Annotated in this window: 12 protein-coding genes; 3 read left to right on the top strand and 9 right to left on the bottom strand. The window is 48.0% G+C overall.

Annotated elements, in window-relative coordinates:
• Positions 1 to 107 precede the first annotated feature (107 nt).
• On the top strand, positions 108 to 956 hold the full coding sequence (locus ESP131_RS04230) for a sulfite exporter TauE/SafE family protein (protein WP_069940242.1): 849 nt from the start codon (positions 108 to 110) through the stop codon (positions 954 to 956).
• A gap of 50 nt (positions 957 to 1006) precedes the next feature.
• Here the strand turns inward: ESP131_RS04230 and ESP131_RS04225 are convergent, their stop codons facing one another.
• Entirely contained in the window at positions 1007 to 1864 is an 858-nt protein-coding gene (locus ESP131_RS04225; RefSeq protein ID WP_023466934.1) for a YihY/virulence factor BrkB family protein, read from the bottom strand.
• 187 nt (positions 1865 to 2051) lie between these two features.
• Between ESP131_RS04225 and ESP131_RS04220 the strand changes: the two genes are divergently transcribed.
• Complete coding sequence (locus tag ESP131_RS04220; RefSeq protein ID WP_029343308.1) at positions 2052 to 3146, top strand: nitric oxide synthase oxygenase; 1095 nt, start codon at positions 2052 to 2054, stop codon at positions 3144 to 3146.
• A complete protein-coding gene (locus ESP131_RS04215) occupies positions 3143 to 3589 on the top strand; it encodes an NUDIX hydrolase (protein WP_029343307.1) in 447 nt (148 codons plus the stop codon). Before ESP131_RS04220 ends, ESP131_RS04215 begins: the two co-directional genes overlap by 4 nt.
• Positions 3590 to 3610: 21 nt before the next feature.
• Here ESP131_RS04215 and ESP131_RS04210 read toward each other — a convergent pair whose 3' ends face one another.
• From ESP131_RS04210 to ESP131_RS04175, 8 genes are all read right to left on the bottom strand, one after another.
• On the bottom strand, positions 3611 to 4390 hold the full coding sequence (locus ESP131_RS04210; protein WP_069940241.1) for a GNAT family N-acetyltransferase: 780 nt from the start codon (positions 4388 to 4390) through the stop codon (positions 3611 to 3613).
• Positions 4391 to 4483: 93 nt separating this feature from the next.
• A complete protein-coding gene (locus tag ESP131_RS04205; RefSeq protein WP_029343305.1) occupies positions 4484 to 5872 on the bottom strand; it encodes a branched-chain amino acid transporter BcaP in 1389 nt (462 codons plus the stop codon).
• 216 nt (positions 5873 to 6088) lie between these two features.
• On the bottom strand, positions 6089 to 7885 hold the full coding sequence (locus ESP131_RS04200; RefSeq protein ID WP_069940240.1) for a mechanosensitive ion channel: 1797 nt from the start codon (positions 7883 to 7885) through the stop codon (positions 6089 to 6091).
• 161 nt (positions 7886 to 8046) lie between these two features.
• Positions 8047 to 9438, bottom strand: a complete 1392-nt coding sequence (locus ESP131_RS04195; protein WP_069940239.1) for an MBL fold metallo-hydrolase — start codon at positions 9436 to 9438, stop codon at positions 8047 to 8049.
• A gap of 22 nt (positions 9439 to 9460) precedes the next feature.
• Positions 9461 to 9754 (bottom strand): rhodanese-like domain-containing protein, encoded by a 294-nt coding sequence (locus ESP131_RS04190; RefSeq protein WP_069940238.1) that lies wholly within the window; start codon positions 9752 to 9754, stop codon positions 9461 to 9463.
• 130 nt (positions 9755 to 9884) lie between these two features.
• A complete protein-coding gene (locus ESP131_RS04185) occupies positions 9885 to 11741 on the bottom strand; it encodes an ABC transporter ATP-binding protein (protein ID WP_029343301.1) in 1857 nt (618 codons plus the stop codon).
• A complete protein-coding gene (locus ESP131_RS04180) occupies positions 11738 to 13462 on the bottom strand; it encodes an ABC transporter ATP-binding protein (protein ID WP_069940237.1) in 1725 nt (574 codons plus the stop codon). Before ESP131_RS04180 ends, ESP131_RS04185 begins: the two co-directional genes overlap by 4 nt.
• Complete coding sequence (locus ESP131_RS04175; RefSeq protein ID WP_029343299.1) at positions 13455 to 13940, bottom strand: MarR family winged helix-turn-helix transcriptional regulator; 486 nt, start codon at positions 13938 to 13940, stop codon at positions 13455 to 13457. The genes ESP131_RS04180 and ESP131_RS04175 overlap by 8 nt, the downstream gene beginning before the upstream one ends.
• Between the last annotated feature and the right edge of the window lie 6 nt (positions 13941 to 13946).

Genomic DNA, 13946 nt, shown 5'->3' with positions numbered 1-13946 from the left:
CTCCCCATTACATTTCATAATCATTTGTATTTAATTAATTCATTTTTGTAATCTTGTATTCCTCTTTCATACTCAAGTTATCACCTATTAGAAAGAAGGACTGTTTCATGATGTATATCTCATTTATTTTGTTAGGAGCAACCATCGGCATTCTCTCCGGCTTTTTCGGAATCGGTGGCGGCATCATCCTTACCCCACTTTTATTGATTCTTGGCTATGAAGCCAGCACCGCGATCGTCCTCAGTCTGTTACTGACACTCGGATCGACCGTGACTGGTACACTATCACATCTTCGATTAAAAACTTTCCGTTTTCGCGATGCCGGGATCATTGGTCTGTCCGGGATCATCGGTTCGGCGTTGATCACACCAGTCGTCTTTTGGCTCGAGCGTCATGCAGGTGCTGATGTCGTCTTATCAAGTCTCTACATTGTCTTACTGATTGGTTTTTCGATTCAATTTCTTCGTCCCTGTTCAAAGAAACGTCCGTCTTTTCCGGTCCATGATGCTTCAATCGTAAAGCTCGCTGTCATCGGACTTGCTGCCGGAGTCCTCTCTTCATTGATGGGGGTCAGCGGTGGATTTTTGTTGACACCTCTCTTGCTCGGGTGGGTTCGTTTTCCGCTCAAACAAGCAATCGGAACGAGTATCGCCTCTGCGACATTGATCGTTCTCGGAGGAGTGACGAGTTATGTTGCTTCCGGAACCAGTGCTCCGCTATCACTCGGGATCGCTTTAATCGTCGGTGCGTTCATCGGTTCACCCCTCGGCGCGTCACTCTTGCATCGTTTCAATGAACCGTTCGTCCAAAAGACGTTAGGAATCTTTTATGGTGTCGTCGCCTTAAGCGTCATCGTCAAAGTGTTCGGACTTCCCTTTCTGTCACTCGTCTTACTCGCTCTGTTCACACTCAGCCTGTTAAGCGTCTTCGGTTACCGGATTCTTAAAACTGCCTAAATGAAAAAGCAGCTGACGATGTGTCAGCTGCTTTTGTGCGTGCTTAATGATTAACGCACGCTTTCTTCTTTGATTTTTTGTGGTTTCATGATTTTTGCCTCTTTTTTCTGACGCATCCGTTCCGCATTCATCAATCCCCCTAACATCAGGACGACAGCGGACAAATAGAACCATGTCATCAAGACGATGATTCCGGCAAGCTGACCGTAAAGACGATCGTAACTACCGAACTCAGCGTAATAGGAGAAAAATTCCGAGACGACTTGCCAGGCAATCGTCGCAAAAATGGCTCCAGGGAGTACCTGACGAACCGTTAGTCGGACACTCGGTAAGATCCGATACAATAAGATGAAAAAGACAAGTAAGAACAACGTCCCGAGTCCCCAACGGAATAAGAACCAGATCCACGAATAGTTCGTCACGAAATCAGCGACGATTGCAAAGTGATTGATGAAACGTCGTGTTAACTTTTCTGAAATCGGAACAATCAATGAAATCGGAAGGATGATCATCATCCCGATCGTAAAGGCGAAGTCTTGCAACAGTCCGCGCCAGAATGGCGCTTTTCGTGTCACTTCGAGCGCATCGTTTAGCGAGCGGACAAGCGACTGGACCGACATTGAAGCGAGCCAAAAGGCGGCAAGGAAACTGATTGAGGCAAGCTTGAAACCACCCTGATCAAAGATTCCGACGACGTTCCGCTGAATCAAGTCGTACGTTTCTGCTGGAGCAAATGGTCGAATTAAGTCCAGCACGTTATCCGACGTAAACGGTAAGAACGAGACGATGCCAACTACAAATAATAAGAACGGAAATAAGGACAACATCAGATAATAGGCGAGCTGAGCCGATTTATCAAAAAAGGCTTCGCCAAAAAAACGGGCAAATACAGGTTTGATTAAAGACATACATATTTCCTCACTTTCAACTAATTCTCTACACTATCCCCCATTTCGTACTTCCTTTAAACTTTTGGAAGTCTTTTGAACTTATAACAACCTTATACATCATTCAAGTTTGGCGCTTCGTTTCCTCGCGGGGTACACTAAGAACAGAGAATGTATCGTGCTTGTTTTTCAGAAAGGATTTCGATTCGTGTACCCACTCACTCAAACAGAAGCAGAACGCTTCTTTACTTCTTATATAGAACAATACCCTGAAATGTCCGTACGTCAGCAAGAAGTCATTCGTTCCATCGAGAAGACGGGAACATACGAGCAAACGACTTCCGAGCTGGCGTTCGGTGCCAAGCTTGCTTGGCGCAATAGTAACCGATGTGTCGGACGTCTCTTTTGGGAACAACTCCATGTCTTTGACGCACGGGATGCGTTGACCGTCGAAGCGGTCCGCGACGCGTTATTTGAGCATATCCGGTTCGCGACGAACGAAGGACGGATTCGCTCGACGATCACGATTTTCCATCCGGCACGTGTCCGGCTTCATAATCACCAACTGATTCGTTATGCAGGTTATGAGACAGCAACAGGAGTCATCGGCGATCCGGCTTCCATCGACCTGACGCGCCAATGTGAAGCACTTGGTTGGACCGGAGCGCATACACCGTTTGATATCCTGCCCCTGTTGATCGAACTCGATGGACAAGTCAGCCTGCATCCGATTCCTGACGAGCTCGTGCTTGAAGTCACCATCACGCATCCTGACTATGATTTGTTTGGTGGTCGCGAAGTCCGCTGGTACGCCGTACCGATGATTGCCGATATGCAGCTCGAGATCGGTGGCATCGTCTATCCGTGTGCCCCATTCAACGGATGGTATATGGGAACGGAGATTGGTGCTCGTAACCTCGCTGATACGGATCGTTACGATCTCTTGCCGCTCGTCGCGACTCAACTCGGTCTGAACACCTCGCGTGAACGTTCGCTCTGGAAAGACCGGGCGCTCGTCGAATTGAACGTTGCCGTACTCGAATCGTTTGAACGTGCCGGTGTGACGATCGTCGATCACCATACGGCTGCGAAACAATTCGCTCGTTTTGAAAAAAACGAAGCATCATGCGGTCGCGATGTCACAGGGGAATGGTCCTGGCTCGTGCCTCCGATGAGTGGGGCAACGACGCATATGTTCCATAAGGACTATGATCCGGAGATCAAACGACCAAACTTCTTTCCAAAATCTACACAGACGGCACCTGTGACCGGCTGTCCGTTTCACCAAGGAGCCTTGAAATGAATTATGTCGAACAGTTACGTCAAAAAATCGGTCATGACCCAGTCATTCTCGTCGGTTCCGTCGTCCTCGTCGTTCAGAACGAGCACATTTTGCTCGAACAACGCAACGAAGCCCAAGCCCGCTTCGGTTTGCCCGGAGGATTGATGGAATGGGCGGAATCACCGGAAGAGACCGCTCGTCGGGAACTCGAAGAAGAAACCGGCTTACAAGTGGAACGATTAACGTTACTCGATGTCTACTCCGGTCCGCAATACGTGACGACGTTAGCGAACGGAGACGTCTTTCAAAGCGTCACCCTCGCCTACATCGGTGAACATCCGATTGGAATGTTAAAACAAAGTGATGAAAGTATCAAGCTCCAGTTCGTTCCGCTCGACGACTTACCGGATCACTTAGTGGGTTCTCACGCTCGAATGATTGAAGACTACAAAAACCGCCGCTAAATGAATAGCAGCGGTTTTTGTTTATAGCGACTGACGCATGATATATTGTTTCAAATCCCGCTGAGTCCATCCTTCAGAACGTAATGCTTCCCACACCCGCACATCTGTTGATTGATAATGATAGGTCGTGCCTGGTAAACGACGGACGACTTCTGTCGCATGTCTTGCTTTGTGTTCTGCGGGACCGACAACTGACAAGAGTGATGATCCGGCTATTGCCACTACACTTTCTTCTAATTGATAATAATCCGTTTGTAATTGCTGCATGACATGAGGATCTTGCTGCCAGATGTATTCCCCTTGTCCATGGTATTGTTTTAAAAACTCCACTTCTTCGATCGTCGGCAGAGCAGCTTCTTCGCGTTCATCCGTTAAATGAAAATAACCGATTTCTCCAACGATCGTGTAGTGAAGCGATTCATACAAGCGAATTGCCGGATCGTTCCCTTGAATGACTTCAAGCATCAGACCATCCATTCCGATTTCTTTAGCATGGCTCAGTTGTGCTTGATACAAAGCTTTAGCGATGCCTAGTCGTCGATACTGGGCTGAAATCCCCAGTCCTCCACACCGCATGATGCGTTGACCCTCGATCTCCTTCCAACCGTTCAGCCAGAGACCGACCGGTATTTCTCCATGATAGGCAACGAATGAATGCTCCAATTGATTCCCATCTCGTTCGATGATGCGCTCTTGGAATTCTGCTTCCGATAAGTGCAGTGGAATCAAATAATCTTGGAATCCATCCTGCATCGCTTTGTAAGCTGTCTTTACGTCAGGTGCGCGTTGAATATGAATCATCGAAAAACCTCCTTTTCCACTGAGCTGTTTCGCTTTCGTTCGCCTAATTTCCTGCATACAAAAACACCCTTGTCACCAAGGGTGTTAGTCGATTCATTGATGAAGTTTCGAACGCTTGCGTCCATATCCGAAGTACAACAGTAATCCAATGGCTGTCCAGATAAAGAAGGCAATCCACGTGAATGGTTGTAAGTTGAACATGAGCATGATACAAGCAAGGACTGACAAGATCGGTAAGACTGGGACGAACGGAACCTTAAAGGCGCGCTTCAAATCGGGACGCGTCCGGCGTAGGACGATGACCGCGATTGAGATGAGCGAGAAGGCTGCCAGTGTTCCAATGTTGATCAATTCAGCAAGTGTACCGAGTGGCACGAATCCAGCGATTAAACCAGCAGTCGTTCCGAGAATCCATGTTGCTTTAACTGGTGTGTGTGACTTTTCATTGACGTCTGAGAAGACTTTCGGTAATAATCCGTCACGGCTCATCGCGAACAAGAGACGGACGAGACCAAATGTCATGACGAGGATGACCGTCGTCATACCAACGATAGCACCCAAATCGACGAATCCAGCGACCCAGTCTTGACCTGCGACTTTTAAGGCAAGAGATACCGGACTATCGACGCCTTCAAACTGTTTAAACGGAACAATCCCGACCATGATGGCAGAGACGATGACATACAGAACAGTAACGATCGCAAGTGATCCTAAGATCCCAACCGGTAAGTTACGTCCCGGATTTTTGACTTCTTCTGCTGCTGATGTGACGGCATCAAATCCGAGGTAAGCAAAGAAAGCAATTGCTGAAGCCTGTAAGACACCGCTCATACCGAATGGCGCAAACGGTTTGTAGTTGCCCGGTTCGATGTACCAGATCCCGACGACGATGAACAGGACGACGACAGCGACTTTGACGAGTACCATGATATTGTTGACGCGTTTTGTTTCTTTAATACCAAGTGAAAGCAAGAGCGTGATGATCATCAGAATCAAGAACGCCGGTAAGTTGAAGAACGTCTCGCTTCCTGGTACAGCACCTGGAGCAGCCGTCAAAGCTGTTGGCAAATGTAATCCAAAGCCCGCTAAAAGTGACTGGAAGTAACCTGACCAGCCGGTTGCAACCGCACTCGAAGCAAGTCCGTATTCCAAAATGAGACACCAGCCGATGATCCAGGCAATGACTTCGCCAATCGTAGCATATGTATACGTATATACACTACCTGAGACAGGAATCATCGACGAAAATTCGGCATAACAGAGGGCTGCTAATGCACAGACAACGGCAGAAATAATGAATGAGATCGGTAAAGCAGGTCCTGCGTAAAGAGCGCCCGTTCCTGTCAGAACGAAAATTCCGGTTCCGATGATGGCACCGATTCCAAGTAAAATAAGATCAAACCCTGATAAATGTCGTGCCAGTTTTGAATGTTGTTTCATGTCCATCATGACACTGACATCTTTCTTGCGAAGCAAACTCATGTTTCATCCTCCGAACTTTTCTCTTTTTTCTGAATATTCAAATCATTGAGTGAATTGACTTTCTAATCATAACAAACGATGTCAAGTTCGATAAGTCTTTTTTTTGTATTTTTTCACAAAGTGGTCAAACCACTTTTGTAAAATGCAATAACGCTTTGATGCATAAACGTAAAAAACCTTTCCTTCAGAACAAAGGAAAGGTTTTTTATCATTACATTATGGGCGATCGTTTGGATGATCGAGGTTAGGACCTTTATGATCGTCTGGATCGATCGGGTAATCACCTTGTTGTGCTAAATCATTTTCTGGTAATGCACCTTTTGGTGTACCATGTGTTGTCTCATCTGTTGAAGATGAACGAGCTGAACGCGGTGTACGGTCTGGTGTGACATCATCAGCTGCTTGTGAAGCTGCATTTTTTGCTGCATCTTTTAAGTTCGGTGATGATGAAGTTGATGCTGACTTACTTGGAAGGTTCGATGTGTCGACTTCCGTATTTTCTGCTTTCTTCTGTAGACGATCGAGGTAACGCGATGCATTATCACGTCCACCAAGACCAAAGGCAAGACCGAAAGCAAGTGCAAGTGCCCCTAGGATCAAGATGAAGGCCGAGTTAACGATCGTATCAGCAACACCAAGTTGATCAAGTGCCATGAAGACAGCAAGCGCAAGAATCGCATACTTCGCAACGCTTGAGAGGACTTTCAGTTCAGAGTTGCCGAACAGGCTGTCCATCGTACGTTTGACGAGGTTGCTGACGATGATCCCGATTGCGAGAATGATAATCGCTGTCAAGACGCTCGGTAAGAACGCAAGGACGGCACGACCGAGGTCGACCATGAAGTCAAGACCAATCAAGTTGAAGGCTTCGACGACGAAGAGAACGACGATGACGATCTCAACGAGTGTACCAACGATGGAAGCTGGTGATGTAGAAGCTTGGTTTGCATCCCACGTACCGATTTTCAAGTGACGTGTCAGGTTGTTGAAACCAAGACGTGATAAGAGATCCGTAACGAATTTCTTGATGAAACGTCCGACATAAAGACCGACAAGAATCAGAACGATACCGACGATGATGTTTGGAATCATACCGAGGACATCGTTCAACATGTTGATCGCTGGTCCTGTGATTCCTTTAATATTCAATTGATCAAGTGCTGAAATCGTGATTGGAATCAGAATCAAGATGAAGACGACTGTTCCGAGAATCGACGAAAGTGATTTCGCATCTTTTTGATCCGTTGACCCAAGGTTGAAGCGAGCTGCGAATTTATCTGTTCCAACAGCATGAAGGAAATTCGTCACGATATCGCGGACGATTTTCGCTACGAGGAAGCCGACGAAGAAGATGGCTGCCGCCGCAATCAAGCGTGGAATAAATCCAAGGAATGACGATAACAATTGGCTGAACGGCTGAGAGACACTCTCAATGTTCAACGCATCGAGGACACCCGGTAGGAACAGAAGTAAAACGAGATAGAAGACAATTTCTCCCGCGATTTTCGGGTAAGACGATAAGTCCGTCTGACCTTGAAGCATCTTGTTCGAACGTACTTTGTCGTTCGCCATCAGCTTCGTTCCTGCTTTGACGATGATCATACGGAGAACGACCGCGATGACGTATGCCAAGAGAAGGATAAGTGCTGCTTTCAAGATGTTCGGGATTGCCGCGAGTAATGTACTCATCGTATCCGCGAGTGGTCCAGCAATGATGTTCAGATCAAGGATGTTGAAGACCAAGATGAGAACGAAGACCATGAGAACCCAAAAGACGACGGTCCCGATGATTTTTTCAGGTGTCCACTTCTTCTTCTTTGGTGGTGTACCTTCTTTTTGAGGTGCCAACTTGTTGACGACCCCAGACTTCTCTAACGCTTTTTGAATTCCGTTCGCAATCAGCTTGGCAATGAGCCAGCCAATCAAAAAGACGATGATCGCTCCAAGCAAGTTGCCGAGTGATCCGAGAATGCCGTTCAAGTTCAACGACGTTCCATTCCAAATGTTATTCATCCTGCCACACTCCTTCACCTAAATAAATTTATATATTTCTGACACTTCTTTAATTTCCCCAGGTAAAGGATTTATTAAACCCGTGTTCGTACCAGAATGTGGCGTTTCTTGTTTTCAATACAAAAAACTGGATGGCATATGCTGCCACCCAGTCCGTCGTATCATGATGTTTGTTGGTTCAAAACCGTGCGCATCGCTGCATATCCACCGTCAATATTAATGACATCCTTGAATCCGAGTGACTGTAATACACTAACCGCCATCCGGGAACGAACGCCAGATGCACAGTGAACAGCAAACGGTCGATCCGTTGGCAGTTCATCCTGACGCGCTACTAATTTTCCTAAGAGAATGCGTTGTGCTTGATCGTAATGTTGACTGTCCCACTCTGTTTTATTCCGGACGTCGAGGACGTAAACTTCTTCTCGCTCTGCAGCTGCTAGCGCTTCTTCTGCCGTCCAGTCCTCATAACGTTCCGTTAACATCGATCCTGGTACCGCCTGATGATCTGCCCAGTGGGTGACGCGATCGAGTCCAATCGATTGGAGATCTCGTTGAATGGTTTTGCGTTGCTCTGGCGTCGACAGAATCGCGATATCATGGTCAAAATCGAGTAACCAACCAGCCCAAGTGACGAACTTATCATCATACGGAATATTGATAGTTCCTGGAATATGTCCATCCCGGAACGACTGACCATCTCGCGTATCGACGATCTGCATCGAAGACGTCCACGCTGTTGGATCCTCGTTCGTCACGAGTTCTGGAATTTTAGTCGTCAAGGCGATGCCTTCTTTATTCACGCGTTTCATCATCGCGAAATAGTTCGGTGGTTCTGGTTGATCCGTCGTCAATTCTTTGATGAACGCAGTCTCATCCTCGACTTGCAATGCCCAGTTCGTCGCTTTTTCATATCCGACCGTCGATGTCGGAACTGCTCCGAGTGCTTTCCCACAAGCACTACCGGCACCATGTCCTGGCCAAACTTGGACAAAATCAGGTAACGCCTTGAAACGTTTTAACGACGCAAACATTTGCTTTGCCCCAACGGCTGTCGTTCCTTTAATACCAGCTGCTTCTTCGAGTAAATCGGGACGTCCGATGTCTCCGACGAAGACGAAATCGCCTGTGAAGATGCCCATCGGTACTTGTTGATTCCGGTCGAATAATAAGAAAGAGATATGTTCTGGCGTATGCCCCGGGGTATGCATGACTTCAAGCGTCACATTTCCGACTTTGAACCGGTCACCGTCTTTAACAAGGACATGGTGAATATCCGAGACGAATTGATATTTCCAGTTGTCGTCTCCTTCATCTGACAGATAAGCCGTCGTGTCGTAACGTTTGGCAAACTCTTGTGTGCCCGAGACGAAGTCCGCGTGAATATGCGTTTCCGCCGTAGCGGTGATCCGGAGCCCTTCTTTTTCTGCGACCTCTAGATACGGTGTAATATTCCGGGCAGGATCGATGACGATCGCTTCTCCTGTCATTTGACACCCGACCATGTATGACGCCTGCGCTAATTTTTCATCATAAAAATATCGTAATAACATTGTATATACCCCCTCTAGTGTATTAAACGATTGTTCCTTCGTAGATCATCATGCCGCCGCTGACATTCGTCACGTCGAATCCTGCTTGTTCGAGATACATCGCTGCATTCATGCTGCGACCACCAGATAGGCAGATGATATGGACCGGACGTGACGCGTCGAGTTCATCTGTCCGTTCTGTCAATTCGGATAACGGAACGTTTTTAGCTTCAGCGATATGTCCGCTTTCATACTCATCGGTTTCACGAACATCAATCAATTGGATGGCACTTTCGGTTAACACCTGCTGTAATTGTTCTGTCGTCATCTGTTTCATCAAGATTCCTCCTAGTAGATGCCTCTCGGCTGTTAAGTTGTTGAATTCAATATACCCCCTGCCGTATATAAGTTCAAGAAAAATGCACACAAAAAAAGCAGCATCGTCTAAAAGACGACACTGCACTAACTTAAACGACTTCCTTTTCAGAGAATTGACTGTTGTACAGATCCGCATAAAAACCATCTGCCTCGAGTAATTCTTCATGTGTGCCCTGCTCGATGACACGCCCTTGATTCATGACGAGAATCAAATCGGCATCCTTGATTGTCGAGAGACGATGGGCAATGACGAAACTTGTCCGTCCTTCCATCAAGCGACGCATCGCTTGCTGGATGAAGACTTCCGTCCGTGTATCCACACTAGAGGTCGCTTCATCGAGAATCATGATCGGCGGATCGGCAAGAACGGCCCGCGCAATCGTCAACAACTGTTTCTGACCTTGCGAGATGTTCGAGGCTTCCTCGTTCAAGACCGTATCATACCCGTCCGGCAACGTCCGGATGAAGTGATCAGCGTGCGCCGTTTTGGCTGCCGCGATGATTTCCTCCTCGGTCGCCCCACTTTTACCATAAGCAAGGTTATCTCGGATCGTACCGTTGAAGAGCCACGTATCTTGTAAGACCATACCGAACGTCGTCCGTAAGTCTTCGCGTGACATCTCGCGGGTATCGATACCGTCAATCCGGATCGTTCCCCCGTTCAACTCATAAAAGCGCATCAATAGATTGATCATCGTCGTCTTACCGGCACCCGTCGGACCAACGATTGCGACCGTTTGTCCCGGTGCGACATCGATGTTCATATCCTCGATCAAGAGGTCGGTTCCGTAACCAAAATCAACGTGTTCGAACGCAACCGCTCCTTCAGCCCGCGTGAGACGATGTGTCGTCACTTCCTTGATCTCTTCTTCTTCGTCCAATAATTCGAAGACACGTTCTGCTGCTGCGACGGTCGATTGGACGATGTTCGCGATGTTCGCCGTCTGAGTGATCGGTTGCGTGAACTGGCGTGTATAGGTGATGAATGCTTGGATATCCCCGATCGAGATCGCCCGTTGCGTGACAAGAATCCCACCGACGATACTGATCAGAACGTAACTGATATTCCCGATGAACATCATCATCGGCATGATGATCCCGGAGATGAACTGCGCTTTACGCCCTGCTTCATACAATTCTTCGTTGACGGCATCAAATTGCTCGACCGCTTTGCGTTCATGTCCGAATGCCTTGACGACCGAGTGTCCGGTATACATTTCTTCGACGTGTCCGTTCAATTGTCCAAGCGTCCGTTGTTGGTCGGCAAAGTATTTTTGGGATCGTTTCAAAATCGGACGAATCGCAAAAATTGAAACGGGTAACGAAACGAGTGAAATCAGTGTTAACAATGGACTGATCGTCAACATCATGATCAAAATCCCGACGATTGTCACGATCGAGGTGATGAACGATGTCACACTTTGTTGTAACGTACTGCCGATCGTATCGATATCGTTCGTCACGCGGCTGAGTGTCTCCCCGTTCGGACGACCATCGTAGTATTTTAACGGCAGGCGTTCGAGTTTATGATTGACGTCCTCGCGTAAATCATAGACCGTTTTTTGAGCGATACCCGACATCAAATACTGTTGCAAGTAATTAAACAGACTACTGATGATATACAGTCCAGCGAGCCAGAGCAGGATCTGTCCGATTTTCGTGAAATCGATCGCCGCTCCCGGCACACCTTGGAACTTCGCATATGCCCCTTCAAACAATTCCGTGATTGCCGTCCCCATGATTTTCGGACCGGCAATCATGAAGACCGTACTGAGGATGGCTGCAAGGAAAACACCAACGAGTGCCGTCCGACGCGGACGCAGATACCGAAGCAAACGACGGAACGTTGCTTTGAAATCCTTTGGTTTTTCTCCGAGCATCATCATATTTCCGCCACCGGGACCACCAGGCGGAGGACCGCCGGCAGGTCGTTTTTTCTCACTCATGCGATTTCCTCCTCTGATAGTTGTGACTTCACGATTTCCTGATAGACGGCATTGTCAGCAAACAATTCATCGTGTGTCCCGATTCCGGCGACTTTCCCTTCATCCAGGACGATGATTTGATCGGCATCAATGACCGTGCTGACACGCTGAGCAACGATCAAGACGGTCGCTTCGCGCGTTTCTTCTCGTAAGGCTTTTCGAAGTGCGGCATCAGTTTTAAAGTCGAGCGCTGAAAAACTATCATCAAAGACATATAGATCCGGTCGACGAACGAGGGACCGCGCAATCGACAACCGTTGTTTTTGTCCACCAGAGACGTTCGATCCACCTTGTTCGATCCGCGCGTCGTAACCGTCCGGCATCCGTTCAATGAAATCGGTCGCTTGTGCGATTTGTGCCGCATGTGCGACTTCTTCGTCTGTCGCATCCTCTTTCCCGAAGCGAATGTTTTCGGCGATCGTACCTGTGAACAGTAACGCCTTTTGGGGAACGAAGCCGATTTTCGACCGCAATTCCTCTTGCGGTACATCCTGGCTATCGACGCCATTGACGCGGATACTACCTTCCGTCACGTCATAAAAACGAGGAATCAAATTAACGAGCGTTGATTTACCGGAACCCGTTCCCCCGATCACAGCTGTTACTTCACCTGGTCGTGCCGCAAAGCTGATATCGGATAAGACGGGTGTCTCAGCTCCTGGGTAACGGAACGTGACACGATCAAAGATGAGCGTTCCTTTTTCACGATCGGCGGTTTGTGTGCCCTCATCAATCATCGTCGGAGTCATCTCGAGGACTTCATTAATCCGTTTCGCCGAGACGGCTGCCCGCGGAATCATAACGAACATGACCGACGCCATGACGAGAGCGAACATGATTTGCATGACGTACTGGATGAACGCCATCAAGTCCCCAATCTGCATACCACCATTGTCGATCCGAATTCCCCCGAACCAAATGACACCGACGACCGTCAAGTTCATGACGAGCATCATGACCGGCATCAAGAACGCCATGATTTTATTGACCTTGATCGAGACTTCTGTTAAATCCGCGTTCGCTTTCGTTAATCGAACCTGTTCATCGCGTTCCCGGTTAAAGGCACGGATGACACGAATCCCGGTCAGGTTTTCCCGCAGGACGAGGTTCAGACGGTCGAGTCGTTTTTGAACCTTCCCAAACAACGGAACCCCTTTCCACAAAATCAACAGGATTGAAATCACAAGGACCGGCATCGCCGCGACAATGACGAGCGATAGTTTGGCATCTTTTGAGACAGCCATGATCAATCCACCGATGAACATGATCGGTGCACTGACAACCATCCGTAACATCATGATGACGACTTGTTGGACTTGTGTGATATCGTTCGTCGTCCGTGTAATCAATGACGCCGTTCCGACTTGGTCGAACTCTTGCAGAGAGAACCGTTCGACATGGTTGAAGACTTGACGACGGATATCCCGTCCGAGTCCCATCGATGCCTTCGATGAATAATAACTGGCGGCAACCGCGGCTAACGCTCCGATACCGGTAATCCCCAGCATGACGGCACCAATTTTCCAGATATACGCGGTATCGCCGGTAACGACGCCTTTATCGATGATGTCCGCCATCAGTGTCGGTAAATACAAATCGGACATCGACTGCGCAAAAACCAAGACGAGCACAGCAAGGACCGCCCATTTATAGACCGTCAACCGTTTGAGTAACTTAATCATCCGAACATCCTCCTTTCAGATCTGGACGTAAAATCTGACCGATTCCCTCAGCAATCACTGCGTGTGTTTCAAGCATCTGTTCGAATACGTCCGGGTCAATCGTCGCAAGCACTTGCTCCAGTTGACGTTGCATCCCCTTCTCTTGTTCCTTGATGTCAGTGACGAATTGCTGCCCTTGATCACTAAGCTTTAAGACGACTTCCCGTCGATTGTCGGGATTCGTCTCCCGAATGACCCAGCCCGATTGGACGAGACCTTCAATCGACTGACTGAGGGTACTTTTCGGTAAGTGCGTATGTGCGGCGAGCTCTTTTTGCGAGATCGGTCCACGCGGTGCAATCGTCATCAAGCTATGAAATTGCGGTAAACTAAGTCCGTTTTCCTGTGCCGTCTGATGCGCTGCTCGGACCAGATGGCGCTGGACATTCCAAAACGACTGCATCATCGCAGTCGAACGGGTCGTTTCCGTTTGATCCATCTTGTT

It is taken from the genome of Exiguobacterium sp. U13-1 (assembly GCF_001750115.1).
GTDB lineage: Bacteria > Bacillota > Bacilli > Exiguobacteriales > Exiguobacteriaceae > Exiguobacterium_A > Exiguobacterium_A acetylicum.
This window is presented reverse-complemented; position numbering and strand designations above follow the sequence as displayed.